This is a genomic window from Corynebacterium ureicelerivorans (assembly GCF_000747315.1).
Taxonomy (GTDB): Bacteria; Actinomycetota; Actinomycetes; order Mycobacteriales; family Mycobacteriaceae; genus Corynebacterium; species Corynebacterium mucifaciens.
Genome location: NZ_CP009215.1, coordinates 1619204 through 1643805 on the forward strand (window position 1 = coordinate 1619204; position 24602 = coordinate 1643805).

A 24602-nucleotide genomic window follows, 5' to 3' on the forward strand; every position below is an offset into this window, starting at 1 on the left:
GCCCTATGACCGAGATGAAGGTGGCCGGGGCGGAGCTCCGCGTCGATAGGCAAGAGCCCGGCACCGGCGAACAGCTGAACCGCCTGCGGGCCGCGGTGTTGGGCGCGAACGACGGCATTGTCTCTACCGCGGCCGTAGTGGTGGGCGTTGCGGGCGCGACGTCGGACCAGACGACGATCGCGATGTCGGGCCTCGCTGCCGTGATCGGTGGTGCGGTGTCTATGGCACTCGGCGAGTATGTGTCCGTGTCCTCGCAGCGAGACTCCGAGCGCGCCATGGGGATGCCCGAGGCCGCGCAGGTGAACCCGTGGTCCGCGGGGATTGCGTCCTTCTTGTCGTTTTTGCTGGGCGCGTGCTTGCCCTTTGCGACGGCGCTGCTTGCCCCCGTCGCATGGCGCATCGCCGCCATCTTCGGGGTGACGCTTCTGGCGCTGGCGCTGACGGGGGCGCTTTCCGCCAAACTGGGCGGGGCGCCGATTGGGCGGTCCGTGGTCCGCATCGTGGTGGGCGGATCGCTGGCGCTCGTGGCCACCTTTGCCGTCGGCTCGCTGTTCGGCGCGAACGTGGGCTAAGTGCAACCGGTAGCGCCCGGGCAGGCGTTGCCGGTGGGCCGGACGAGCACTGCCGGACCATAGGGATTACCATGCCCTGAGTGACTGACAAGTTCCGGCAACTCCCACCGCCCGGCCCCGCATGGGGCGGCAGCCTCATGGGCACATCCATCGTTTCGCGCTTGCTGGTAGAGATGGGGCTGCACTTCGCGGCCGCGGTCTTTGCCACCATCGCATGCTTCATTTTGGTCGTGCTCGTGTTCGGGTTCGCGCGCTACCGCCACCCCAGCTTCGGGCGCACCACGATGGCGGAGTGGTCCATGTTCTTCATCGGCATCCTCGCGCTCGGCGCCGCGCTTTCCGGGCTCACCGACGAGGGTGTCTACCGCCTCATCGGTTTCTGGATCGGCGCGCCCACCACGGCAATCACCTGGGGTATCCAGCTCTCACGCTTTGACGGCGACCCGAGATTTACCTGGGGCCTGCCACTCGTCGGCCCGATGATTTCCGCATCTGTCGCCGGGTGGCTGGCCCGCGACTACGGCCAGCTGTACCACGTGCTGGGCACGGTGTTCTTCCTCATGTCCTTGCTTACCGCGGTGCCGACATTCATCCGCGTGTACTGGGCCGCGTGGCACGGCAAAGTTGACCTGTCTGGGCCGCTGTCCGCCACCGCGTGGGTGCCGCTCGGCGTCATTGGGCAATCCACCACTGCGATGCAGATCCTCTACCCCGGCTCGTTTTCCATCTACTACGGCCGCGTCGCGCTGCTATTTGCCATCCCGCTTGGCCTCTACGCCATGGCGAAGTTCTACCCGAATGTGGCGCGCTGGGTGGACTACTCCCCCGCGTGGTGGTCGTGCACGTTCCCACCGGGAACCGTGAGCATGGGCGGGCACCAGATGGCGCTGGTAAGCGGGCAGCACTGGCTCGACGTCGTCGCTCTGACCGTGCCGCTACTCCTGCTCGTGCACTGGTCGCTGTGCTCCGCCCGCTTCCTCAGCTGGGTGTTTGAGGGCCGCCGGGAACACGCCCGCAACCAGTCACTGCCCTCAGCCCGTTAAGACGGCACGCCCGCGGGTCACCGGGCGAGGTTGAGGTCCACCTCCACGCCGCCGGCCTGGCCGCGGGAGGTGAACTGCCACACCGCGGGCGTAGGCATTCCCCACGGGCGCGGCCATGCCCCGGGGTCAGGGATCGGCGCGCAGGCGTCCACCACGGGGTTGTCGCGCCAGTCCGCCAGCCACAGCGCACCGAACTCGGACACATCCGCCAGCAGCATGTGTTTCCTCCAGTACCAGGCATTCGTGTACACGCCGGCGACCTGCACGCCTGCGGAGGTGAAGGCGTGGTGGGCGGAACGGACGTCGTGAAGCGAAAGCCCCGCCGGGCTTTCCACGTCGAGCCACACGGGCACGCGGCGTTCTCCAAGGACCTCGAGCGCGGCCGCGACCTGCGCATCGATGGACGTGCCCTCGGACGGCGCGCGCAGAAAGTGGTACGCCGCCGTTGCGTGCGGCGCAAACGACGCGAAGCATTCGTCCTGGTAGGTGCCGTCGGTGGTGCGGGCCACCACGAAATCGAAGGCGGAAGCGTCCAGGCCGGCTTGGTGCTCCGAGACGTCGACGCCGAGCTTCACCGCTTGGACAACCCCATTCGCGGCGCGAAGCTGCCCGGGTGCCGGCGCTGCGCGGCCGCGTCGCCGATGGCGAGGCGCCACTTCGGATCCGTCACGGGCATCTGGGAGACCGGGAACCACCCCGCCTCAGTGTTTTCGTCGTCGCCGACGGCCGGCTCCACGGACGGGTCGAGCGGCTCGCAGCGGATCTGCACCGTCATGTAGCTGGCCTGATCACCGTTGGAGTGGGTGACCGGACCGTGGGACCCCACCCCCAAAATCGCGGCAGCGGTGACCTTCACGCCGGTCTCCTCCAGCACTTCGCGCACAGCGGCGGCGTGCGGCTCCTCCCCAGGATCCACGATCCCCGTCACCGGAGTCCACTGCCCGTTGTCGGCGCGGCGCACAAGGAGCACGTCCGGTACCGCCCACGGCGAATCCACCGTGGAATCGCGCAGCACCACCGCACACACGGATGGCACCCACATCAGGTCGGTGCCAATTTTCTTGCGGGTCTCCACGATGAACTCCGGGATAGGCATAGGCGCAAGTGTACAATCCCCAGAACTATGAGCACCGCCGTCACCGAGCCCGAGCCGTCCCCGCAGCCCTGGCTGAAGCGCATCCCCGCTCCCCTGTTCACCGTGGTGTACGGCGCGTTGGTGATCCTTGTGGTGTTCGGTGCGGCAATGGCGGCGGGCTACACCGCCGATACCGCGGACACCGCAGGCGCGGAAGCTGTGGCGGAGAGTGCGCGGCTGCCGCAGCCGGAGCGGCCGTTCAACCCGCCGCCGGCAAACCCGGACAATGTGGCCGCGAGCATCCGGCCCCACCTCATCACCAACGTCCGCGTTGGCAAGACCGACTCGGGTGCCATGATGCGCGGCGACATTGTGGGCGGCGCGCTCGACGACACCACCGAGATCGCCGGCCACCTGTCGCGGCTGTTGGAGCAAAATTGCCTGGACACGGTGACGTTGACGTCGAAAGGCGGCATGCGGTTCAACTTCTGGGGCTTTTGCTTCTCGACGCTGCCTCCGGCCACCATCGCCCGGCTCATGGACTTCGGCGTGGACGAGGGGGCCGACTCTGTGTCATTTGCCGTCTACCCCGTTCAGGGCAACTTCCACACGATCACCTTGAACTGGATGGACGTCGGCGACACCGACGACACCGACGAGCTGATCGAGCAGTGGCAAGAGGTGGAGCGGCCCGACGAGATCGACCGCATTACGTTCAACGGCTACACCGACGACGAGGTCGTTGTGATGGACAACGACAAGAAAACCGGCGAGGCCATCAAGCGCTGGCCGCGGTTCACCAACGCTGAGGAATGAGTTCCGCATCGGGCACGGCGTGGCGGATGGCGGCCATGACCTGCCCGGCGTTGGAGTAGCTCATCAAGTGGGGGTTGTCCATGCCTTCGCGGCACTCCTCCGACGAGCGGCCGGCCTCCGTGCCGGAGACGACGCCGATGATGGTGGCGCGGCCGTGAACGTCCGCGAATACCGGCCCGCCGGAGTCACCCGACGCGGCGCATACGGCGGCGATGTCACCGAACGTCTCGTCCTCCACGCCGGGTTCTACGTTGACGATCTGCACGCGTTCGGTGGCCTCGAAGGCACCGCACGTGTAGCCGGTTGTCGCACCGGTTTTGCACACCCGCTCAACTGGGCCGAGGTTGTCCCCGATGCCGGTGGGTATCGGCGCACCGACAAGGTCCATGTAGCGCTGCGTATCCGTGATCTCGATGATGCCCACGTCCGCGCCTTTTGTCTCCGGGGTCTGCCTGCTGTACAAGCCGGAGAAGATGAAGCGGCCGACTTCCGAGGCGTAATCAAACGCCGTGGACGCGTTCGTGGGCCAGACCAAGTCCCCTTCGTGGCCGCAGTGGCCGGCCGTCACCGCGTACGCGCGGCCATCCTGGCCGGTGAACGAGAACGCGACAGTGCACGACTGGGCCGTGAACTGCTCGCCGGGTGCCGGGTAGTGGTCCGTGACCTGAATCTTCGTGCCCGGCGCCCACGGCGCAAACGCTGGTACGAGGACGTTCGAGACAGCGGGGTCCTCGGGGACGGGAGCGACCTCACTCGGTGTTTGCACCTCGGAGAGCGCCTGGCGTTCCTCCACCGTGGCGGTGGGCACCTTGGACGCATTCAGGCTCAGCCACACCACCATGCCCACCAGCATCGCCGTCGCCACGATGATGGTGATCCACCCGCCGGTGCGCAGCCCGGTGTGGTTACTCGGGCTGGTCAATCGCCGCGTCCTCGTCGGCGGCGTTGGCGTCCTTGTGGACCCGCAAACTGCTCCTGCGCCATGGCGCGGTTCCTTACACGTGGGTGCGCTCGATGGCGTCGGCGATAAACGCCTTCACCGCGTCCACATCGTTGGGCAGGTCGGTGACGTGGCGCTCGGCGTCCATAATTTCGGCAAAGCGCTCCGGCACCTCGGGGGCCTCCCCGATCGCCTCGGCGATGGTGTCGGCGAACTTCACCGGCAGCGCCGTCTCCAGCACCACGATCGGCGAGTCCACCTCGCCTGCTAGCTGCTCCGCGACGTAGACGCCGTCAGCGGTGTGCGGATCCACCAGCACGCCGTACTCGTCGTTGATGCGGCGGATGGTGGCCACGCGGTTCGCGTGGGTGGAGGTGCCTGAGCAGAAGCCGAACTCGGTGCGGATGCGCTCCATGACGCCCTCGCCGCCGAGGTCAGCGGCGTCAAAGCCGCCGTCCTTAACCTTCGCCCCGAACAGCTCGCTGGTGAGGTTGGAGTTGCGGGATGTGGCGTCAAAAATCATGCGCTCGAAGTTGGAGGCCTTCGAGATGTCCATGGACGGCGAGGACGTCGCGTGGGTCTCCGCGGCGGTGCGGGGGCGGTACTCGCCGTCGGTGAAGAACTCGTGAAGCACGTCGTTTTCATTCGTGGCGACGATGAGGCGGTCGATGGGCAGACCCATCTGCTTGGCAATGTGGCCCGCGCATACGTTGCCGAAGTTGCCGGTAGGAACGCAGAACGACACGCGCTGCGGATCCTCGCCCTCAGCAGGGGCGTCGGTGACCTTGAGGTACGAGGCGATGTAGTACACCACCTGCGCGAGTAGACGCGCGAAGTTGATGGAGTTCACCGCGCCGATGGCGTACTTCGACTTGAACGCCGCGTCCGCGCTGACCGCCTTGACCACGTCCTGGCAGTCGTCGAAGACACCCTCGAGGGCGATGTTGAAGATGTTCGGGTCGTCGAGACCGAACATCTGCGCCTGCTGGAACGGCGTCATGCGGCCAGCCGGGGTCAGCATGAACACGCGGATATTGTCGCGGCCACGCATCGCGTACTCCGCAGAAGAACCGGTGTCGCCGGAGGTGGCGCCAAGGATGTTGATCTCCTCGTCGCGCCGGCCCAGCTCGTACTCGAACAGCTCGCCGAGCAGCTGCATCGCCATGTCCTTGAAGGCGGCGGTCGGGCCCTCGGAAAGGTGGCCGATGAACAGGCCGTCGTGCAGGCGGGTCACCGGCACGATCTCATCGTCGGCGAACACGGGGGTGCGGTACGCCCGGCGCGCGATCGCCTCAAGGTCGCGCGCCGGAATGTCGTCCACGTACAGCTTGAGTACTTCGGCGGCGAGGGCCGCGTAGCCGTCGTGAAGCAAAAGCTCGCGCCACTCGCCGAGCAGCTCGGGGGTCAGGGACGGATACACCGCCGGCATGAACAGGCCGCCGTCGGGGCTGAGGCCTGTGAGCAGGATGTCTGTGAAGGAGCGTGCCTTCGCCGTCGCGTCGCGAGTTGAGATGTAGTCCACCCCGCGAATTCTACGGCATACCCCGCTACGTCCGGGGCGGTTCCTGTCGACCGGTCAAAATATCCACCACCGAGCGGATCGCGGCGTCCCCGAGCGGTGCGAGGGTGCGGCCGGTCTCCGGCTTCTCCCGCACGGGCTCGGCGGTGCGGGCGCCTGGCTGCACGGTGAGGCTGAGCGTTTCGCCGTCGAGCTCGAGGGCGGTTTGCGGGTCCACGCCCGCGACGCGCGCGGCATCCACCAGCGCGACCAAATCGGAAAACGTCGCGTCGTTGAGGTTGACTGTCATGTTCACTGCCATAGTGCAGAGCATATTGCCTATCGACGTCGTCCCGCCGAGCCGCGGCCTGGCCACCCGCACGCCGCCTTCGCGGATCCAGCTACCAGGATCCAGCTAATCGGCTCCTGGGCGCGAATAGCTGGCTCTTACTAGCTGGATCCGCGCCGTGGTGGCTGGCGGGGGTGGTGCGGCGAAGGGCACTAGTCGAACTCGAGGGACGGCACCTCGCCCCAGAATGCCTTCTCCACCACCTTGTGGGCGCGGCGCGTGATGCGCAGGTAGTCCTCGAGGAATTCCTGCTGGTCGTCCGGGTTGTAGCCGGCCGATCCCGCCACCTGCGCGAGCTGGGGCCCCGGCGCGGGCAACTGGTCGGTGCGCTTGCCGGTGACGAGCACGATGGCGTTGCGGGCGTGCGTGGCGGTCAGCCACGCTGTGCGGAGCACCTCGGCGTCGGCGCCTGGGATCACGTCCGGGTTATCAAGCTCCGCCAGGAAGTCCAGCGCGTCCAGGGTGGATGGGGTGCGCAGTTCCTCGTAGGTGTGGGCGTGCTGCATGGCAAGGAGCTGCACCGTCCACTCCACATCCGCCAGCGCGCCGCGGCCGAGCTTGGTGTGGGTGGCGCGGTCGGCGTTTCTGGGCAGTCGTTCGTTGTCGACGCGAGCTTTGATCCGGCGGATCTCCCGGATGTCGGCCGGGTTCGCCCCACCGTCGGGGTAGCGGAACGCGTCCGCGGCCTGCAGGAAGGCGTCGCCCACCCGGCGGTCGCCGGCGACGACGGCAGCGCGGAGCAGCGCCTGGCGCTCCCAGACCTCGCCCCATTCGCGGTAGTAGCGCTCGTAGCTGGCGACGGTGCGCACGACCGCGCCGGAGCGGCCCTCGGGGCGCAGACCCATATCCACCTCGAGCGGCGGATCCCCGGACGGCTTGGCCAGCCGGGTACGCATCTGGTCCACGATCTTCGCTGCCCACGCGAGGGCGTCGCCTCCTTCGTCGGCGGCGGTGGCACGAGACGGCTCGGCCACCACAATCACGTCCGCGTCCGAGCCGTAGCCGAGCTCGGCCCCGCCGAGGCGGCCCATGCCGATGACGGCGAGGCGGGCCGGAGGCTCGTCGTGAGGCGAGGACGCGAGATCCGCGTAGACCTCGGCCCGGAGCGCCGCCTCGAGCACGGCTTCCCACACGTAGGTGAGCTCGACACAGACCTGGCGGACGTCCATCATCCCGAGCAGGTCGGCTGAGGCGATGCGCGCGAGCTCTGCGCGACGCAGTGAGCGAGCAACGGCGACCGCCTTGTCTGGGTCACCCTGGTGCCGCTTCGCCGAGGCGATGATCGCCTTGTGCACCTGGTCTGGCGCGGGCTCAAGCAGGCGCGGCCCGTTGGAGCCGTCGCCGAGCAACTTCACCACATCCGGGGCGGAGATAATCAGCTCAGCCGCGTAGGGCGAGGTGCCCAGGATGTGCATGAGGCGCTGGGATGCGATCCCTTCGTCGCGCAGCATGCGCAAAAACCAGCTGCGGTCCACAGCGGCCTCGGAGAGCTTGCGGTAGTTGAGCAAACCCTGGCCGGGGTCGGCGGTGTCGGCGAGCCAGTGCATGAGCGACGGCAGCAAGATCGCCTGCAGCTTGGCCTTGCGCGAGGTGCCCTTCACCAACGCAGAAAGGTGGTCGAACGCGCGCGCCGGGTGACGGTAGCCAAGGGCGGCCAGCTGCGCCTTGACCGCGTCCGCGGAGAGGGTGGCCTCGCCGACGGTCATGTCTGCCACCGCGCTGAGCAGCGGTCGGTAGAAGAGGCGCTCGTGCAGATCGGCGACGTCGCGCCGCACGCGCTTCAGCTCGCGGTAGAGCGCCTGATCGGCGGTGCCTCGGTGGTCTGCGGTGAAACCGGCGGCGCGGGCCAGCCAGCGGTTGCGCTTTTCGTCGTCCGGCTCGGGCAGCTGGTGGGTGCGTTTGAAGCGCTGCAGCTGTAGGCGATGCTCCAACAGGCGGAGGAATTCGTAGGCCTTTTGGAGCACCCGCGCGTCTTCGCGCCCCACGTACCCCGCCTCTGCCAACGCCGCCAGCGCCTCGAGCGTGTTGCGGGCGCGCAGCGTGTCGTCGATACGCCCGTGCACGAGCTGGAGCAGCTGCACAGCAAACTCCACGTCGCGCAGACCCCCGGGTCCGAGCTTGAGCTCCCGGCGCCGCATGTCCGCCGGCACGTTCTCGAGCACGCGGCGCCGCATGGCCTGGACGTCCTCCACGAAAGACTCCCGCTGGGATGCCTCCCACACCAGTGGGGCGATCGCCTCGGCGTAGGCGCGGCCGAGCTCCATCGTCCCGGTCATCGGCCTCGCCTTCAGCAGCGCCTGGAACTCCCAGGTCTCGGCCCACTTACGGTAGTAGGCCCGGTGCGAATCCAACGTGCGCACCAGCGCACCCGATGCGCCTTCCGGACGCAGGTTCGCGTCCACATCGAAGAAGCAGGCGGAGCCGAGGCGCATCATCTCCGCGGCCACACGGGTGATCTTCGGCGACGCGGGCTCGGCCACGAACACCACGTCCACGTCGGAGATGTAGTTCAGCTCCCCCGCGCCGCACTTGCCCATGGCAATGACAGCGAGCTCCGCGTCCAGATCCTCCTCGCCGTAGACGGACCGCACCGCCACAGCCAACGCGGCCGTGAGCGACGCGTCCGCCAGCCACGTCAGGCGCTCGGTGGTGTAGCTGTACCTCATCGGCTCACCTTCGCCGTAGCCCTTGACCGCAGCGAACGTGCCCGCCAAGTCGGCGGCGGCGATACGCATGATGAGGCCGCGGTGCGCGTCCCGCAACTGCTGTTTGGCCGCACCAGCGTCGCTCTCCCCCGCCCTGTACAGCCTCGGCCCGTCCGCGTCCACGCCGACCGCGGCGAGCATGGTGCGGTAGAGCTCGTCGTGGCCAGGCACGTCCTCGAGCAGCAGGCGCCACTGCTCCGGGTGAGCGATCAGGTGGTCCGACAGCGCGGTGGAGCCGCCCAGCAGCGCGAACAGCCTGGTGCGAAAGACCGGGTGGTCGGTCAGCGCCTCCACGAGTTGGTCCCAGCCTCTACCGAGCGCGTCGTAGAGGCGGCGGGCGTTGTTCAGCGCGAGGTCCGGGTCGCCGGAGCCGGCGAGGGTGTAGAGCGAAGCGTCGTCGAGAAGCGAAAGCTCCTCGAGGTCCTGCGCCGCGCGCGGGTGCGTCAGGCCAAGCTTGGCGGGCGAAATCACAGGTCGATCCCGGTGTCGATCTCCCACGGGGTGATCTGGGCGGTGTAGTCGTGCCACTCGTCCCACTTCGCGCGCAGGAAGAACTCGAAGACCTGCTCGCCGAGCACCTCTGCCATGAACTCGGAGCGCTCCAGGTGGCGCAGGGCCTGGTCCAGCGAGTTTGGCAGGTCGCGGTAGCCCATCGCGCGCCGCTCGCGGCGGGTCAGCGCGAACACGTCGTCGCGCGCCGGCTCGTCCAGCTCGTAGCCCTCCTCAATACCCCTCAAACCCGCGGCCAGGATGGCGGCGTAGGCCAAGTAGGGGTTGCAGGCGGAATCCATGGAGCGCACCTCCACCCGGCGCGAGTCCGCCTTGTGCAGACGGTAGGTGGGCACGCGCACCATGGCGGAGCGGTTGGAGATGCCCCAGGTGGCGGCGGTGGGCGCCTCGGAGCCGAACTGCAGGCGCTTGTAGGAGTTGACCCACTGGTTGGTCACCGCCGAGATTTCGTTGGCGTGCTCGATGATGCCGGCGATGAACTGGCGGCCGGTGGTGGACAGGCTGATCTCGTCGTCCGGGTCGTGGAACGCGTTGGAGTCGCCCTCGAATAGGGAGAAGTGCGTGTGCATCGCCGAGCCTTCGAGGTTGGCAAAGGGCTTCGGCATGAAGGTCGCGTGCACGCCGTTGATCTCCGCCACCGTTTTCACCACGTAGCGGAAGGTGACAATGTTGTCCGCCATGGTCAGCGCGTCGGTGTGGCGCAGATCGATTTCCTGCTGGCCCGGCGAGCCCTCGTGGTGGGAGAACTCGGTGACGATGCCCATGTACTCCAGCGCGGACACGGCTTGGCGGCGCAGCCTCGGCGCCTCGTTGCGCTTGGCTTGGTCGAAGTAGCCGCCCTTGTCCGCGGGTGTTGGCGGCTGGTCACCGTCGCCGGGTTTGACCACGTAGAACTCGATCTCTGGGCTGGCCATGAACTCGAAGCCCATGTCGCGGGCGGCGCTGACTTGACGGCGCAGCACCTGGCGGGGGTCGGCGTACAGCGGGTCGCCGTCCGGCATGGTGATGTCGCAGAACATCCGGGCGGTTTGGTAGCCGGAGTCCTCGTCGAACGGCAGCGGCTGGTACGTCGACGGGTCGGGCCGCAGCAGGGTGTCCGACTCGGAGATTCTGCTGAACCCCTCGATGGAGGAGCCGTCGAAGCCCACGCCCTCTTCAAACGCGCTCTCCAGCTCCGCGGGCGACATCATCACCGTCTTCAAAGAGCCGAAGATGTCCGTGAACCACAGTCGGATAAAAGCGATGTCCTGCTGCTCAACCAGGCGCAGCACGTTGTCGGTTTGGGCGCTCATACCCGTTTACTGTAGCGGGCCGTCCGACGCGGCTAGGCAGGCTAAGCTTGGGCACCAAACTCTTGAAGGAGGACAACGATCATGGCTGCACAAGCACCCGAGCAATTCCTCGAGGTGGAGATCAAGCTCGCCGTCGACGAGGGCACGTCCCTGCCGGACCTCACCCAGTTGCCCGGCGTCGACGAGATCGCGACGATGCGCGAGCACAACCTCTCCGCCGTTTACTACGACACGGAAGACCTGCGGCTCACCCGCTCCAAGATCACCCTGCGCCGCCGCACCGGCGGCAATGACGATGGGTGGCACCTGAAGTTGCCCAAGGAGGGCGGACGCAACGAGGTGCGTATGCCTCTCGACGACCCTTCGGCCGTGCCCGAGGAACTCCTCACCCACGTCCGCGCGATTGTGCGCACCGCTGAGCTCGCGCCTATTGCGCAGGTAGATAACCGCCGCGTGGAGATCACCCTCGCCGGCGCCGAAGGCGCTGTCGCGGAGTTCTGCGACGACCACGTCACCGCCTGGTCCTTGCTGCCCGGCGGCGAGCGCACCAGCTGGCGCGAGTGGGAGCTGGAGCTGTCCGAGACCCTCGCAGGCACCGACGCCGGCAACACCTTGATTAATCAGAGCACGTCGTTTCTGATCGCGGCTGGCGCGCGCAAGTCGGCCTCCCCCTCCAAGCTCGCGACCGCGCTGGGAGATTCCGCCTCGAACGCTCCTCTGCCGCCGCACCTGCGCGCCGAACTCGACGAGGATTCCCCCGCCGCCGCGGTGGTGGAATCCCTGCGCAAGAAGCGCGACGCTATCGTGGCCTGGGAGCCGCGCGTGCGTGCCGACGAATTCGACTCGGTGCACCAGATGCGCGTAGCCACCCGCGAGATGCGCTCCCTGCTGGAGACCTTCGAGGGCATCCTCCAGGGCGAGCAGCTGACCGAGCTGGAGGCCGAGCTCAAGCACGCCGCAGCTGTACTGGGCTCTGCACGCGACGCCGAGGTGGTCGAAGAACGCTTCTTGGAGCTGCTGGACTCCGACGAGTCCGGCCTGGTCGACGACGCTGCCCGCGCCCACATCGAGGGCGATATGCGGCGCGACTACAACGAGGCCCACGCCGAGATCGTGGACATGCTCAATTCGCAGCGCTTCCTGGACCTGCTGGATGCCATTGATGGGTTGTTGGCGGAACCGCCCGTCGCTAAGCAGGATGCCCCTGCGAAGAAAGAGCAGAAGCAGTCGAAGGAGGTGCTTTACGACCACCTGGAGCGCGGCTACAAGAAGCTGAAGAAGCGCCACAACAAGGTTGACGAGCACTACCACGACACCGATCTGCCGCTGCACGAGCGCGAGGACTACGTCCACGACGTGCGCAAGGCGGCGAAAAAGCTGCGCTACTCCGCCAACGCCGCGGCCGACGCAGGGCTGAAGGCTGGGCGATTGGCCAAGGCCTGCAAGGCGCTGCAGTCCAAGCTGGGCGATTTCCAGGACGCGGTGACATCGCGCGACCGCATCCAGCGGCTGGCGGACGAGGCGCGGGAGCGCGGCGAGGACACCTTCGCGTACGGCATGCTCTACCAGCGCGAACTCGACCGCGGGGAGCGCGCGCTCGCCGGCTACGACGACGCCGTGCGCGAGGTGCGCAAGGCGTTCAAGAAGATCAAGCTGTAGCTACTTCTCCCAGGACGGGGCCTCGCCCCAGTTGTCGTCGGCCTCGTCCTGGTTGTCGGCGCGCTTGTTGCGCTGCGCGGCGATTTGCAAAGCCTGCTGGGCTTCTTCGCGGGTGGTGTACGGGCCCATGCGGTTGTCCCACGCGGCTTCCTTGCCCTGGGTGACCTCGCCGGTAGCGGGGTTGTAGTAGTACTGCTCGTCGGCCATCGTTTCTCTCCTGTCTCTCGAGGGCGCTTTACCCGTCTGACTGTACCGGTGCCGTTGGTAGTGTGGTGACGGTTGAAGGAGCGTGACATGGCAGTGTTTGAAACCCCCTCGCAGTCCCCCGCGCAGCGCGTCCGCGCAGCGCGTCGAGGGTCCGGTCGGGTGGCGTCCGCACCCGGCACCTGGGTGCTCATCGGTGAGAATGTGGACCACTTCGGAGGCGTCACCCTGGCGGGCACAGCTGCACTGCGGGTGGCGGCGGCGGTGAGCCCGCGCCCGGACCGCGTGGTGTCAGTGTCCGCGCGCGGGCCGCTAGGCCAGGAATTTTCGGCGCAACTGCCTTTCGACGAGGAACCCGGCGACGGCCTCGCGCGACGCTGGTGGGGCCTGGTGCACACGCTCGTGCAGCGCCAGGTGCTCTCCCGCGACACAGCCGGCATGGACATCACTGTGGAGTCCGACGTGCCGGTGGGCGCCGGGCTGGGCGCGCTGTATGCCGCTGACGCCGCGATCGCGCTGGCGCTCGCCGGCGCACACGACGACGTGGACACCGCCCCGTTCAGGGCGCGGCTGGCGGAGATCTGCTCGCATGCGATGGCGACCTACTCGTCGCTGCCGGTCCTTCGCGCCCGCCACTCCGTTGCGTTGCGCGGCGCCGAGGGGGTCTCCGTCGTGGACTACGCCGACGGTTCGCTTACCCAGGCTCCGCACCCGTCGCGCCACGGCGTGCGCGTGTTCTCCGTGGCAGCAAGCCTGGGGGCGCCGTTTGCAGAATCCAGCGAAGCAATCGCAGCACACCGCGCATTCATCGACGCTGCCTGCACCAACTTCGGTGTCGCATCGCTGCGTCAGCTTCCCGACGCCCCCGGCCGCGTCGCCCAGTGGGTCGAAGCCCGCCGCGCCGCTGGGGACGACACGGCACCCGACCCGGAAACCGCACGGCGCTGGGTGACGTTCTGCGAGTCCGAGACGTTGCGCTCCCTCGCCGCATCCAAGGCCCTTCGCTCGAGGCGCGCCAACGAGCTGTTCACCTTGTTGAACTCAGCCTCCGAGGCGCACAGCCTGGCCACCCCGGACGCGCTGGTTGCGCTCGCGCGTGAGCGTGGCGCCGTCGCCGCGCGCCCCGCCGCTACCGGCACCTCCAACGCCGTGATCGCATTCGTGCCTGTGCAGGATGCGGATGCGTTCGCCGGCTCGATGGCGCGGGAATACGAGGTCGTTGAGGTCGCAGCCGGGGAGCCGGCCCGCCTGGAGGGTCAGGCATGACCGGCGGGTCCGGCGTGGGCGAGCAGGACCGCTTCGCGCTTACCGGGTCGCGCATCGACCAGCTCGTCTCCGCCCACGACGCGTACATGGCCTCAGCGAACGACCACTACGATGACGTGCTGTTCGAAGTCAGCGAGCGGATCGCGGTATCCGGCAGCGCAGGAAAGACCGACATCGCTGCTCTGGTGTGTTGGAAGCGCCTCAACGCCAGCACGATCTGGGTGAGAGACCTCATGCAAATGCCGGAACACGAGGTCCGCGATGCCACTGGCCTCGCGTTTCAGCGCGCCCGCTCTGCGGCACGAGTCTTCGACGCAGCGGACGGCGCCATCGCTGCCCTGCACCCCCTTCCCGGTTTGCGACGCGGTGGTGCTGTCGCTTCGGCAGTGCTGACCGCCGGTGTGCCAGAACGGATGGCGGTCTACGACCGGCGCGCACACGCATCGTTGCAAAATATCGGTATCCCGATCGGGTACACGACAGGTGTCTATTCTCGGTATATGTCCGCTGTGGAGGCGCTGAGAGATGACGTCAATGCGTCGCATGGTCTGCGGTGGCGAGCGCGCGATGTTGACTTGGCGCTCTACTGGATGTCGAACCGAGGACCGTAGGGAGTACGTATAGACGCATCTGACAGGTACCTGCGCCGCGCTCACCACGAAGCGCTGAATCGGTTACTCCCCCGTTAATGTAGAGCGGGCACAGGGACCCACGTTCACCACTCAAAACCCCTAGTCAGCCGGCCAAGCGAACCCGACCTCCCGTGCGGTCGGGTCCGCCCGCACGAGTGAGAACTTCGTCTCCGCGCCTTCCTCGGGCGCGCCTGTAGACGGCGCGAGCACCGGCGGGTCGACGATGAATACCCGCGCGGCCTCCTCACCCGTCTTCAGTGTCACGCCGTCAAAGTTGTGACCCACCCATGGTTTGAGCACCGTTGCCTCGGTGAGGTGCAGGCTGGCCTTCTCCACGGTGTTGGCCAATTGGGACGACCTGCCCATGGTCTTGATCACTCGCGGGGCGTCGCGCTTCACCCACTCCGGCACCTCCGTGCCGGCGCAGATGGCAAGGCAGACTTCGGTGGCGTAGCGGTCGATGAGCCGCCGCAGGGGTGCTGTGACGTGCGAGTAGTACCCGCCGATGCCGGCGTGGACCTCCGGCTCACCCGCCGAGAGATCCACGTACCCGGATCCGCGCAGGAGCTTTTGCGCCTCGCGCATGACGGCCATGCCACGCGGGGTGTCGGCGTCCACGCTGGCCAGGAATTCGCCGATGTCGGCGGACACCTCCTCCGCCGGGTAGCCGAGGTTGCGGGCCTCCCGACGGAACTCCGCCTCCCCGGCCGTATCCGCCGGCCCAAGTGTGCGCAGGAACCCCACGCCGGCATCCACCATCATCCGCCCCGCCACCATGCCGGTGAGCAGGGAGATCTCAGAGTTGTAGTCCATTACTGGGTGGCGCGGCTCGATGACCAGTTCAAATGTGTCGCCGTCGCCGACCACGCGCACGGACGGCAGGCGCAGGTTAACCGCCTGTCTGCGCAGCGAGGACTGCTGCCGCAGCCGGCCCACCTCCTCCAGCAGCGTGATGGAGGGGTGAACGGTGCCCGCCTGCATATCGGCATGCACGCCCTCGTAGTCCAACCGCGCAACTGAGCGCACCAGCGCGCGCTCCACGTGCGCCGCGTCCACCTCGCCGGCGTCGTCCAGCTCGAACGTCCACAGCACCGCAGGGCGGTCTACCTCCGGCAGGAGCGAAGCCGACCCCTCCGACAGCTCCTCCGGGTGCAGCCGTGCCGGCTCGTCCGGCAGGTAGATGGTCTGCCCGCGCTCCAACGACTCCTCCGCCACGCCAGATCCCGGTGCCACGAACGCGGCTACGTCCGCGATGGCGTAGCGCACCACAAACCCGTCGCCTGCGCGGCGTTCGATGTGCACCGCCTGGTCCAAATCCATCGATCCGGAGGGGTCGATCGTGACGAGGGGGACGGAACGGGCGTCGATACGCGAGCCCGCAAAGCGGTCCTTCAGCTGCGCCGCTTGCGTGTGGAGCTCCGGCGCGAACCCAGTGCGCACGTCGAATTCGCGCGCAATCGAGCGGAAATCCAGGGGCGCGGCGTAGAGCTTCATAAGCTGCTATCGTGCCACGAAATGGGCGAATGAGTCGGCCTGTGAGCCGGATTCTGTTCCCCGTGAGCGGGGCGGCGACCATCCATCTGGGCCACCCATTGCTGGGCGCCTCAAGCAGCTACCTTCGGACTGGGCGGGCAGCCTGCGTCCGACGACCTCCGCCAGTGGCGGGGGCTCTTGCCTTGCTCCCGGTGGGGTTTACCTGGCCACCTGCGTCGCCGCAGATGCCGGTGCGCTCTTACCGCACCCTTTCACCCTGACCTCGTCACCGAGGCGGTCTACTTTCTGTTGCACTTTCCCGCGGATCGCTCCGGGTTGCTGTTAGCAACCACCGTGCCCTGTGGAGTCCGGACTTTCCTCGACCCGCGCCTTCCCCATATCTGGGTGGTTCGCAGCGCCGCGGCCGCCCGGCCGGCTCATTCGCGAGGTACAGCATACGCTTTCCGCCGGTTGAAACGGAACTGCCGAGCATCCTTCGAGGATGCTTACCCCAGGATGCTTATCCTTCGAGAGCGTTGCCGAGCATGGGGGTGCTGACTATTTCTTGGACCACTGGGGGCTTTTATACGCTCAGTGCCTGTCGGTACTGGGCGATGGTTGTATATCCTTCGGTCAGCGTCGACTTCAACCGTTCGTGGTTGTAGAAATCGACGTAGCGGTTAATGTATCGGATCATTTCTGCTCTTGTCATCAGTTCGGTTTCTGGGCGTCCGTAGATGCATTCCTGCTTCATAGTGCCGAAAAAACCCTCCACTCTCGCGTTATCCCCACTTGTTCCTTTGCGCGACAATGACGGTATAAGCAGCCATTTGTTGGGGCAGAACTGTCCCGTTTCGCATAGCCGGCACGTTGTGGTGTCGTGGCTGGAGTCGGTGATGGTCTCTACCCAACGGTGGGTGCGGTACAACATGCCCCGGTCGGAGTGGATGATCGGGCGCGCACCTTCAGGCAGGTGCGCTTTGAGTTGGTCCATCATGTCCATCACAAGCCCCGTGTCCGGGGTGGGTGACATAGCCACCACAGGGATGTAGCCGTCGTAGAAGTCCACGACAGGGCTTATAAATAGCTTTCCGTCTACGCAGTTGACCTCGGTGACATCAGTGCCGAGTTTCTGCCACGGCTTATCTGCATAGAAGTCGTGGTGCAGGTCAAACGCGAGCGCGTTGGTTTTGAAATATGTTGACACCCCGTCCGGGTACATCACCTGCTCGGGTTGAGCATCAGGATCGATAAGCAGCAAGTTTTCTGGCTTGTGCTCATTTTCGCCCGCATAGGAAGAATGCCTTCTTATCCTCTTGCCCTTCGGGCGCAGCCCGCATTCGCCCATCAGGGCGTTTACTACCTTTTCTGACACTACGATTCCGCGCTTGGCCAGCGCGTGATGGACCCGCCTATAGCCGTAGCTACATCCAGAGGCTTCCACAATGTCGGTGATCTCACGAGCGAGCTCTGCACGGCGCTTCTGCCGCAGCGCGTGGCGCCGCAATTGGTCACGACGGTCGAAAAACGTCGACTTGCTCAGTCCGACTAACCGGCACGCCTTACGCACTGAAACCCCACCGGCGTGCACGAGGATCTCAACCGCGGCTGTTCTCACCGTCAGATCCGGCTGCCCCGCCGGGGCGAGGTCTTTTCCCGCCTCACCACCTGCCCGCTGTTCAAACGCCGCCTGTAACAACGCGTCTTTTACCATGTCACGCTCCACCTGAGCTGCGATGATGCGTTTGAGGGCTGCTGGATCATCCGGCAGATTGTTCACATCCGGTGTTGAACCGGGTAACCATTCATCAACCGGGCGCAACTTGGGCGCCTGGGCAGCCTGCTGGCGGGCCGCGTTTTGCTCGCGGATATTCTTGCGATGCTCGTTCACGCGTTCCATTGTCGCCAAAACAACATCATTGAACGACACAGACGGATCCAACGGCGTTTTTGGGCCGAAACTGTCTACCCACCGACTCACAGCGGTTGTGCCGCACCCGTATTCCGCGGCGACTTTCGAAATCGTTGCCCCCAGCACAACGCGCGACGCGACAACGCGGCCAATCACCTCCGCAGCACACTCCCTGACACGCTCCGCGTCATCGACCAGATCCTGGTCCACCCCGTGACGATGCGCCGCAACCCACAGCGTCAGTGTCGCACGCGATGGCCGCACCCCATGCGCAGCCTCAAGCCGGTCGAACACCGCCGCAGCGCTTAACCCGGACTCGTATAACTCAACCGCCTCACGGCGAAACTCATTGCTGAACTTGTAACCCATTCAAGGCCTTCCCGCCCCAAAGTGGTCCAACTAAATGTCCGCAGTCCCCATTTCTCGCGGCCACCCGAGGAGTAAGCGTTTAGGAGTAAGCATCCTCCCCCCGGTACGCATCCTGGGATAGCGTCTAGCGCCGAAACCTACCCGCGGTGGTGGGAGACGTCGTTGACGCAGCGCACCACGCCGTAGTCCCCGTAGAAGTCCACCACGGAGATGCTGGCCAGGTCCAGAAAGACGTGCTTGAACATGTCGGCGTTCGCCCCCAGAGCCTGCCGGATGAAGGACTTCACCGGCGTCATGTGCGTAACCACGAGCACGGTCTTGCCCTCGTATCGCTCCTGCAGCTTCAGCCTGGTGCGGCTCACGCGGCGATGCAGCGCGGTGAGGGACTCCCCGCCCGGAGGCGCATTGTTCGGCGAGGCCTGCCATTCGTCGAACGCGGCGGCGTCTTTCGCCGCGGCTTCATCGCGGGTGAGCGCCTCGAAGTCGCCGAACGCGATCTCGCGCAAACCATCCTCGGTTGTCACGTCCAGCCCGATCTTGCCGGCCGAGATGCGGGCCGTCGCCTGCGCACGGGCCTGCGGGGAGGCGACGATGGCGTCGATGGGTCCATACGCATCCAGCACCCCCGCTGCCCGGCGCGCCTGGTCACGGCCTGTGTCGGTGAGCTCCGGGTCCGATGTGCCGGAAAAGCGCCGCTCAGCGGAATGCTGCGTCTGTCCGTGGCGGAGCAGAATGAAGCGCGTGCGCGGCGCGTCGGTGCCGGCCCAGTGCGCGGGGCTCGCGGTCTGGTGCGAAGCCTTCTCCCCCGCCCACACGCCGGTGCCTTCGACAATGCCGGGTTCGTCGCCGCGGGCTGCGGCGTCCATGGCCACGTTGGACAGCTCGTCGGCCTTCTTGTTCTTGGCGCGCGGGACCCAGGTGTAGGTGACCTTCGCAAACCCGGAAGCGAGGTCGCGGGCCTCGCGGGCCAACTTCTGCATGTCGGGGTGCTTGATCTTCCAGCGGCCGGTCATTTGCTCGACCACCAGCTTGGAGTCCATGAACACGTCCACGTGGGTTGCGCCAACCTGCGCGCATGCCTCCAGGCCCCGGATGAGGCCGTAGTACTCGGCGACGTTGTTGGAGGATTTCTTGCCCACCACGTAGGCGATCTCGGCCAGCGTCTCCCCGGAGGCGTCGTAGACCACCGAGCCGGAGCCGGCCACGCCCGGGTTGCCGCGGGAGCCGCCGTCGCAATACATCGTGACCTGCATGGTCTACTCCGCAGCCGGCGCAGCGTCAGCCGGTTTGACGCGCACGAGCAGCGTGCCGCAGTTCGGGCACGTGGGCAGCTCGTCGTCCGGCTCGCCCATCACCTCAGCGCGCTCAGCCGGCGGCAGCTGGATGAAGCAGCTGCCACAGGCCCGGCCGTTGAACTTTGCGGCACCAATGTCGTCGTAGGCGCGGAGCACGTCGGCAGGCAGCTGCTCACGGAGCCCGTCCGTATCCACCGTCTCTTCCTCGGGCAGGGCATCCACTGCGCGCTGGGCGGCCTCGACCTTGCGGTTCGCCTCGTCCACGCGAGCGGCGTGGACGTCGCGGTTGTTGCGCAGCGCGGCGATCTCGTTGTGAGCCTCCTTCAACTCGGACAAAAGGTCCGCGATGCGGGACTTCGCAGCATAGCGGTCGTGCTCGAGATCCTTGCGGCGCTCGGGATCGGTCTCGGCGGACAGTTGGCGCTTGTCGTCCAACTCGCGCTTCTTCAGCTTGCGCTCGTCCTCCTGGATGCGCAGGATTTCCAGCTCCATGTCGTCCACCGCGAGCTGGGCTGCGGCGGAGGCGTCGGTAAGGCGCTTGCGCTCGTCGATAAGCTTCTGCAGCTCCTGCTCCTCGGCGCGGACGCGGGGCTGCGACGAGGCGGCGTCGGCCTGCGCGAGCTGCAGGAGGACGGGCTGCAGGTCTTTGGAAAGGTGCATCGTTTCTCCTCTACTCGGGGTGCGCGGAAATGGTCCACGGATCCGTGCGGATGCGCAGGATCTCGGTGTCCACGCCTAACGGAGCCACGATACTCTCCGCCTGCTCGGTCCAGGGAAACTCGCTGGCCCAGTGCGCGGTGTCGATCACGGCCGGCCCGCCGGCGCGCAGGTGCTCGTCCACCGGGTGGTGGCGCAGGTCGGAGGTGACGTAGACGTCCACCCCGAGCTTGGCCACGTCGGCCAGGAAACTGTCGCCGGCGCCGGACGAGACCGCCACCGTGCGCACAATCTGCTCGGGGTCGCCCGCAGCTCGCACACCCCACGCGGTTTCCGGCAGCGCGTTGGCCACCTGCTGGGTGAACTCGCGCAGGGTCATGGGCTCCTCCAGCTCGCCGATGCGCCCCAGTCCGGTCGCGGTGTTCAGGTCCTGGGTGTCCTCCATCTGCACGACGTCGAACGCGGGTTCTTCGTACGGGTGGTGCGCCCGCAGCTTCTCGACGATCCTCCGGCGGTCCCCCGCCTTCGCCACGAACTCCACCCGGATCTCGTCGCCCGTGTAGTGCTTGCCAACGGCACCGTCGGTGGGGTTCGCGCCCTCGACCGGGATGAACTCGCCCGTGCCCTCGACGGAGAAGGCGCACTCGCGGTAGTTGCCGATTTGGCCGGCGCCGGCGGCGAACAGTGCGCGTTTGAGGTCGGCGGCGGCGCTGCACGGCACGTGCACGCCCCAGTGGTCCATGGCGCCCAGCAGCACCGGTTTGATTGGGCGACCAGGTGTGATGCCCACCAGCTCCGCCAGTTTGTCGGACACGCCCGGGCGAGCGGAATCGGCATTGGTGTGCGCGGCGAACAACGCGCAGCCGCCGGCGAGGAGCGTGTGGATGACCTTGCCCTTCGGGGTGTTTGCCGCCACCGAGTGCACCCCGCGCAACAGCAGCGGGTGGTGCACCACAAGCATCTGGGCGCCGGAGGCGACGGCGTGCTCGGCTACCTCCTGGGTGCAGTCGAGCGCGAAGGCCACCTTGGTTACCTTCGCGTCCGGGTCGCCGCAGATCAGGCCCACCTGGTCCCAGCTCTCAGCGAGCGCGGGCGGGTAGGCGGCCTCGAGGGCGTCGACTATGTCTCCCACTGTTACGTCTGTCATGGCAGCCAGCCTACAAATTTGGAACAGTGGGCAGGTGTGAACGCCACTTTGCTTTTCGACGTCGACGGCACCCTCATCGACTCCTTCCCCGGCATCCGACAGGGCTTCCTCATCGGGCTCGAGGCCGTAGGGTGGGACGTGCCGGACGAGGAGTTCATCCGCCGCATCCCCGGCCCGCCCATGCCGGAGACGATGCGCTCGCTCGGCATGAACGAGGCACAGGTGGAGCGTGCCATGCGCGCCTACTCGGGCTACATGTCGGACGAGGGCTGGCAGCGCTTCGAGGTCTTCGACGGCATGGACGATCTCGTGGCGCGTCTCGCCGGGGAGGGCTACCGCGTGTGCACGGCGACGTCGAAAAGCGAACGCTTCGCCCGCGCCGCCTTGGAGCGCGCCGGCATGCTCGAGCACGTTGATTTCCTGGGCGCCGCGTCCAACGACGGCACCCGCGCGAAAAAGGTCGACGTGATCCGCTACGTGCTGGACCAGGCCGCGCCGCAGCGTCCGCTGATGATCGGCGACCGCCTGCACGACTTTGAGGGCGCCGCCGCGTTTAATATCCCGAGCGTCGCCGTGACCTGGGGGTACGGCGCATCCGAAGAATGGGATCTGGCCGACTATGTGGCGGGCGACGCCGCCGAACTGGAAAGGATTATCCGTGAGTTCTAAACCCCTGCACATCGACTTCGTCTGCACCGGCAACATCTGCCGCTCGCCTATGGCGGAGGTGATCGTGCGCGACAAATTGGCTGACGCCGGGTTGGGGGATGCGGTCACGGTGACGTCGTCAGGCATCGGCGGCTGGCACGTCGGGCAGAAGGCGGACGAGCGGGCGCGCCGAGAGCTTGCCGCCCACGGCTACGACGGCGAGGCGCACCGCGCCCAGCAGTTCGAGTTTGAGCAGGAGCAGGCGGACCTGATTGTCGCCCTGGATACGAATCACGTCTCGGAGCTGGTCGCCCGCGGCGTGGACGAGGACAAGGTGCGCCTCATCCGTTCGTTTGACCCCGCCGCCGAGGACGGTGCGGGCGTGGCGGACCCCTACTACGGCGGGCCGGAGGGCTTTGCGGTGGTGCGCGAACAGATCGAGTCTGCAGCTGACGGCATTATTACCTGGGTACGTGAGCAACTAGACTGACCCGGCGTGAGCGCCAACAGTCAATCGTCGAAACCGTGGTGGCGGCAGATGCTTACCCCCGGGTGGGTCATCGCGGCTCTTTTAATCGGGGTGTTTTCCTACTACGCGTTTACGTTCCTGGCGCCGTGGCAGCTGGGCAAGAATGAGGCGCTGGTGGAGCGCAACGAGCACATCTCCGCCGCCTTCGACCACGACCCGGAGCCGTTGGCGGACCGACTCGGCACCGACGGGTCGCTTGAGTCGGACGCCGAGTGGTCCCGCGTGGTGGCCACCGGCCGCTACTCCGGCCCGGACGTGCTGCTGCGCCTGCGGCCCGTCGACGGGACCCCCGCCTTCCAGGTCCTCACCCCGTTCACCCTGGATGACGGCCGCGCGATCGTGGTCCACCGCGGCTGGGTGAAAGCCGAAAACTCCACCCAGGTGCCCGACATTGCGCCCGCGCCCACCGGCGAGGTCACCATCACCGGCATGCTGCGCGCCGACGAGGGCGAGCACCCCAACCCACCCATGCACGAGCAGGGCTACGACATGGTCTATTCCATCAGCCCCGGCCAGGTCGGCTCCCTCGCCGGCACGGAGGTCGTCTCTCCGTACATCCAGCTCCTCGGCGGGGAACCCGGCGTCCTCGATCCCATCCCGCTGCCCCAGCTCGAACGGGGCAACCACCTCTCCTACGGCCTGCAGTGGATCCTGTTCGGCATCGCCGCGCCCGCAGGCCTGATCTACTTCCTCTACTCCGACTCCCGCGAGCGCCGCCGCTTCGCAGCCGAGCAGGAGCAATTGCGTATCGACGCCACCTCCGGCCCCGCACCCGGCCCGGAACCGTCCGACCTGACCTCCCCGCCTGTCCGGACCCGTCAGCGCTATGGCTCCTCCCGCGCCAACCCGTGGGCCAAGGCCTACGATAAAGAAGCAGAACGCTAGCTTTCCTTATGCCGAAGGGGGACGGATGACGTCCATCAACGCCGAGCAGCTCCACTCGGCCCTGGTCACGCTTCGCACCGCGGGTGTCGGGCTGGCGGACGGCATCGAGACCGACGACGTCGACGACGCCGTCTCCGACCACCCCGTACTGTTCTCCAGTCGCCCCCTCGCCGTGCTGGCCCAGGTGGCGGACGCCGACGAGGACGCGCTGTTCGCTCTGTCCCGCCCCGGTTCTTTGGACACCCGCGCAGAGCGCGCCTGCGCCGCGGCGGGGATGGAGCTGTGGGACCTCGCCGTTGTCCCTGACGCGAAGGGGTCTGTACGCGGATCGGCCCGGGTGCGGTTTTCCGAGTGGGACGTCGCCGACGTGGCGTTCGACGGCACCTCTCCCCGCTTCGAGCTGGACATCCTCGCTGCGATTGAATCCCGCGCACTGTAGGCAGTTTCTGTTCTGCAATCGACCTCTGCTAGTCTTTTCCTGCACGCGCCGTTAGCTCAGCTGGAAGAGCAACTGGTTTACACCCAGTAGGTCGGGGGTTCGAACCCCTCATGGCGCACAGCATGAAAGGCCCCGCCCCGGGAGGATGCTCATCCCCCTGCGGCGGGGCCTTTTCCGCTACCCGTGTCGCGGATCCAGCTAGTAGGACTCAGCTAACAGGCGAAAAACCGCGAATAGCTGGATCCTGGTAGCTGGAAACGCGGGGGCAGGCGGGGGGGGATCTATCGGCTGCGCGGGGTCAGGCAGGAGCCCTGCCACGCACCAAAGCGGTCCGCCTTCGTTTGGGTCAGGCCGGCGAGCTGGGCGGATTCCGCGATCTCGCTGGGCGGGACCACCCCCGGGGAACCCGCGCCGGGTGTGAGCAGCCAAATGCGGCCGCCGGCGGTGAGGCCGCGGGAGACGTCGACAAGGTCGTCCACGAGATCCCCGTCGCCCTCGCGGAACCAGAGCAAGATGGTGTCGGAGGGCTCGTCAGCGTCTTCGTCGAGAAGCTCGGCGCCAATCGCATCCTCGACAGCCTCGGAGAGGGCGGAATCCGCGTCCTCGTCCCAGCCGATCTCCTGCACAACATCGCCCGGGCGTACCCCCAGCCGAGATGCGTAAGCGTCCACTCCTGTGGCACTCAAG

At 66.9% G+C, this 24602-nt stretch carries 24 protein-coding genes, 1 tRNA gene and 1 other RNA gene; 11 read left to right on the forward strand and 15 right to left on the reverse strand.

Annotated elements, in window-relative coordinates:
• The first annotated feature begins 5 nt into the window (after positions 1-5).
• The gene (locus CUREI_RS07975) at positions 6-572 is read left to right on the forward strand and encodes a VIT1/CCC1 transporter family protein (RefSeq protein ID WP_038612460.1); all 567 of its coding nucleotides are present in this window, start codon (positions 6-8) and stop codon (positions 570-572) included.
• An 80-nt stretch (positions 573-652) separates the two neighbouring features.
• Positions 653-1615: a TDT family transporter gene (locus CUREI_RS07980; RefSeq protein ID WP_084768258.1), complete on the forward strand. Its 963-nt coding sequence runs from the start codon at positions 653-655 to the stop codon at positions 1613-1615.
• A gap of 17 nt (positions 1616-1632) precedes the next feature.
• Here CUREI_RS07980 and CUREI_RS07985 read toward each other — a convergent pair whose 3' ends face one another.
• Entirely contained in the window at positions 1633-2190 is a 558-nt protein-coding gene (locus CUREI_RS07985) for a GH25 family lysozyme (RefSeq protein WP_038612465.1), read from the reverse strand.
• Positions 2187-2711 carry an NUDIX hydrolase gene (locus CUREI_RS07990; RefSeq protein WP_038612468.1) on the reverse strand — a complete coding sequence of 175 codons (525 nt, stop codon included), beginning with the start codon at positions 2709-2711 and terminating at the stop codon, positions 2187-2189. The genes CUREI_RS07985 and CUREI_RS07990 overlap by 4 nt, the downstream gene beginning before the upstream one ends.
• Positions 2712-2738: 27 nt before the next feature.
• On the opposite strand from CUREI_RS07990, the gene CUREI_RS07995 reads away from it, so the two are divergent.
• The gene (locus CUREI_RS07995; RefSeq protein ID WP_038612471.1) at positions 2739-3506 is read left to right on the forward strand and encodes a hypothetical protein; all 768 of its coding nucleotides are present in this window, start codon (positions 2739-2741) and stop codon (positions 3504-3506) included.
• Here CUREI_RS07995 and CUREI_RS08000 read toward each other — a convergent pair.
• The 5 genes from CUREI_RS08000 to CUREI_RS08020 form a co-directional block, all read right to left on the reverse strand.
• The gene (locus CUREI_RS08000) at positions 3487-4428 is read right to left on the reverse strand and encodes a S1 family peptidase (protein ID WP_038612482.1); all 942 of its coding nucleotides are present in this window, start codon (positions 4426-4428) and stop codon (positions 3487-3489) included. The genes CUREI_RS07995 and CUREI_RS08000 overlap by 20 nt on opposite strands.
• 73 nt (positions 4429-4501) lie before the next feature.
• Entirely contained in the window at positions 4502-5968 is a 1467-nt protein-coding gene (gene thrC, locus CUREI_RS08005; RefSeq protein ID WP_038612490.1) for a threonine synthase, read from the reverse strand.
• A 25-nt stretch (positions 5969-5993) separates the two neighbouring features.
• On the reverse strand, positions 5994-6266 hold the full coding sequence (locus CUREI_RS08010) for a hypothetical protein (RefSeq protein ID WP_038612493.1): 273 nt from the start codon (positions 6264-6266) through the stop codon (positions 5994-5996).
• Positions 6267-6445: 179 nt separating this feature from the next.
• Positions 6446-9469, reverse strand: a complete 3024-nt coding sequence (locus CUREI_RS08015; protein ID WP_038612496.1) for a bifunctional [glutamine synthetase] adenylyltransferase/[glutamine synthetase]-adenylyl-L-tyrosine phosphorylase — start codon at positions 9467-9469, stop codon at positions 6446-6448.
• Positions 9466-10800 carry a glutamine synthetase family protein gene (locus CUREI_RS08020; protein ID WP_038612507.1) on the reverse strand — a complete coding sequence of 445 codons (1335 nt, stop codon included), beginning with the start codon at positions 10798-10800 and terminating at the stop codon, positions 9466-9468. The genes CUREI_RS08015 and CUREI_RS08020 overlap by 4 nt, the downstream gene beginning before the upstream one ends.
• An 81-nt stretch (positions 10801-10881) precedes the next feature.
• Between CUREI_RS08020 and CUREI_RS08025 the strand changes: the two genes are divergently transcribed.
• The gene (locus CUREI_RS08025; RefSeq protein WP_038612509.1) at positions 10882-12459 is read left to right on the forward strand and encodes a CYTH and CHAD domain-containing protein; all 1578 of its coding nucleotides are present in this window, start codon (positions 10882-10884) and stop codon (positions 12457-12459) included.
• Here the strand turns inward: CUREI_RS08025 and CUREI_RS08030 are convergent, their stop codons facing one another.
• On the reverse strand, positions 12460-12666 hold the full coding sequence (locus CUREI_RS08030) for a hypothetical protein (protein ID WP_038612512.1): 207 nt from the start codon (positions 12664-12666) through the stop codon (positions 12460-12462). It lies immediately after the preceding gene.
• An 87-nt stretch (positions 12667-12753) separates the two neighbouring features.
• On the opposite strand from CUREI_RS08030, the gene CUREI_RS08035 reads away from it, so the two are divergent.
• Both CUREI_RS08035 and CUREI_RS08040 read left to right on the forward strand, forming a co-directional pair.
• Positions 12754-13929 (forward strand): galactokinase family protein, encoded by a 1176-nt coding sequence (locus CUREI_RS08035; protein WP_038612514.1) that lies wholly within the window; start codon positions 12754-12756, stop codon positions 13927-13929.
• Positions 13926-14540: a hypothetical protein gene (locus tag CUREI_RS08040; protein ID WP_201773329.1), complete on the forward strand. Its 615-nt coding sequence runs from the start codon at positions 13926-13928 to the stop codon at positions 14538-14540. The genes CUREI_RS08035 and CUREI_RS08040 overlap by 4 nt, the downstream gene beginning before the upstream one ends.
• Positions 14541-14660: 120 nt before the next feature.
• Here CUREI_RS08040 and CUREI_RS08045 read toward each other — a convergent pair whose 3' ends face one another.
• The 6 genes from CUREI_RS08045 to CUREI_RS08065 form a co-directional block, all read right to left on the reverse strand.
• Entirely contained in the window at positions 14661-16055 is a 1395-nt protein-coding gene (locus CUREI_RS08045; RefSeq protein WP_038612518.1) for an RNB domain-containing ribonuclease, read from the reverse strand.
• Between the two features lie 26 nt (positions 16056-16081).
• Positions 16082-16474, reverse strand: an RNA gene (gene rnpB, locus CUREI_RS11740) — RNase P RNA component class A.
• A gap of 143 nt (positions 16475-16617) precedes the next feature.
• Positions 16618-18315, reverse strand: coding sequence for an IS3 family transposase (locus CUREI_RS08050; protein ID WP_038609853.1), 1698 nt, complete (start codon positions 18313-18315; stop codon positions 16618-16620).
• 137 nt (positions 18316-18452) lie between these two features.
• On the reverse strand, positions 18453-19568 hold the full coding sequence (locus CUREI_RS08055; protein ID WP_038612521.1) for a bifunctional RNase H/acid phosphatase: 1116 nt from the start codon (positions 19566-19568) through the stop codon (positions 18453-18455).
• Between the two features lie 3 nt (positions 19569-19571).
• The gene (locus tag CUREI_RS08060; protein WP_038612524.1) at positions 19572-20270 is read right to left on the reverse strand and encodes a zinc ribbon domain-containing protein; all 699 of its coding nucleotides are present in this window, start codon (positions 20268-20270) and stop codon (positions 19572-19574) included.
• Positions 20271-20280: 10 nt separating this feature from the next.
• Positions 20281-21414 (reverse strand): Nif3-like dinuclear metal center hexameric protein, encoded by a 1134-nt coding sequence (locus CUREI_RS08065; RefSeq protein ID WP_038612532.1) that lies wholly within the window; start codon positions 21412-21414, stop codon positions 20281-20283.
• A 36-nt stretch (positions 21415-21450) separates the two neighbouring features.
• Between CUREI_RS08065 and CUREI_RS08070 the strand changes: the two genes are divergently transcribed.
• From CUREI_RS08070 to CUREI_RS08090, 5 genes are all read left to right on the forward strand, one after another.
• Positions 21451-22083 carry an HAD-IA family hydrolase gene (locus CUREI_RS08070; RefSeq protein WP_038612535.1) on the forward strand — a complete coding sequence of 211 codons (633 nt, stop codon included), beginning with the start codon at positions 21451-21453 and terminating at the stop codon, positions 22081-22083.
• Entirely contained in the window at positions 22034-22552 is a 519-nt protein-coding gene (locus tag CUREI_RS08075; protein WP_051952284.1) for a low molecular weight protein-tyrosine-phosphatase, read from the forward strand. The genes CUREI_RS08070 and CUREI_RS08075 overlap by 50 nt, the downstream gene beginning before the upstream one ends.
• A gap of 6 nt (positions 22553-22558) precedes the next feature.
• Entirely contained in the window at positions 22559-23476 is a 918-nt protein-coding gene (locus CUREI_RS08080; protein ID WP_236627176.1) for an SURF1 family cytochrome oxidase biogenesis protein, read from the forward strand.
• A gap of 25 nt (positions 23477-23501) precedes the next feature.
• On the forward strand, positions 23502-23915 hold the full coding sequence (locus tag CUREI_RS08085; protein ID WP_038612543.1) for a hypothetical protein: 414 nt from the start codon (positions 23502-23504) through the stop codon (positions 23913-23915).
• Positions 23916-23960: 45 nt separating this feature from the next.
• Positions 23961-24033: transfer RNA gene (locus CUREI_RS08090), tRNA-Val, on the forward strand.
• 163 nt (positions 24034-24196) lie between these two features.
• Here the strand turns inward: CUREI_RS08090 and CUREI_RS08095 are convergent.
• Positions 24197-24601, reverse strand: coding sequence for a DUF3052 domain-containing protein (locus CUREI_RS08095; RefSeq protein WP_038612547.1), 405 nt, complete (start codon positions 24599-24601; stop codon positions 24197-24199).
• Between the last annotated feature and the right edge of the window lies 1 nt (position 24602).

What these genes read in the sequence shown, in the direction of transcription:
- CUREI_RS07995 (WP_038612471.1), top strand. Translation starts at nt 2,739, where the DNA reads ATGAGCACCGCCGTCACCGAGCCCGAGCCGTCCCCGCAGCCCTGGCTG.
- CUREI_RS08065 (WP_038612532.1), bottom strand. Translation starts at nt 21,414, where the DNA reads ATGACAGACGTAACAGTGGGAGACATAGTCGACGCCCTCGAGGCCGCC.
- CUREI_RS08075 (WP_051952284.1), top strand. Translation starts at nt 22,034, where the DNA reads ATGTGGCGGGCGACGCCGCCGAACTGGAAAGGATTATCCGTGAGTTCT.
- CUREI_RS08045 (WP_038612518.1), bottom strand. Translation starts at nt 16,055, where the DNA reads ATGAAGCTCTACGCCGCGCCCCTGGATTTCCGCTCGATTGCGCGCGAA.
- CUREI_RS07990 (WP_038612468.1), bottom strand. Translation starts at nt 2,711, where the DNA reads ATGCCTATCCCGGAGTTCATCGTGGAGACCCGCAAGAAAATTGGCACC.
- CUREI_RS08050 (WP_038609853.1), bottom strand. Translation starts at nt 18,315, where the DNA reads ATGGGTTACAAGTTCAGCAATGAGTTTCGCCGTGAGGCGGTTGAGTTA.
- CUREI_RS08025 (WP_038612509.1), top strand. Translation starts at nt 10,882, where the DNA reads ATGGCTGCACAAGCACCCGAGCAATTCCTCGAGGTGGAGATCAAGCTC.
- CUREI_RS08030 (WP_038612512.1), bottom strand. Translation starts at nt 12,666, where the DNA reads ATGGCCGACGAGCAGTACTACTACAACCCCGCTACCGGCGAGGTCACC.
- CUREI_RS08040 (WP_201773329.1), top strand. Translation starts at nt 13,926, where the DNA reads ATGACCGGCGGGTCCGGCGTGGGCGAGCAGGACCGCTTCGCGCTTACC.
- CUREI_RS08085 (WP_038612543.1), top strand. Translation starts at nt 23,502, where the DNA reads ATGACGTCCATCAACGCCGAGCAGCTCCACTCGGCCCTGGTCACGCTT.
- CUREI_RS08020 (WP_038612507.1), bottom strand. Translation starts at nt 10,800, where the DNA reads ATGAGCGCCCAAACCGACAACGTGCTGCGCCTGGTTGAGCAGCAGGAC.
- CUREI_RS08055 (WP_038612521.1), bottom strand. Translation starts at nt 19,568, where the DNA reads ATGCAGGTCACGATGTATTGCGACGGCGGCTCCCGCGGCAACCCGGGC.
- CUREI_RS08010 (WP_038612493.1), bottom strand. Translation starts at nt 6,266, where the DNA reads ATGGCAGTGAACATGACAGTCAACCTCAACGACGCGACGTTTTCCGAT.
- CUREI_RS08035 (WP_038612514.1), top strand. Translation starts at nt 12,754, where the DNA reads ATGGCAGTGTTTGAAACCCCCTCGCAGTCCCCCGCGCAGCGCGTCCGC.
- CUREI_RS08060 (WP_038612524.1), bottom strand. Translation starts at nt 20,270, where the DNA reads ATGCACCTTTCCAAAGACCTGCAGCCCGTCCTCCTGCAGCTCGCGCAG.
- CUREI_RS07975 (WP_038612460.1), top strand. Translation starts at nt 6, where the DNA reads ATGACCGAGATGAAGGTGGCCGGGGCGGAGCTCCGCGTCGATAGGCAA.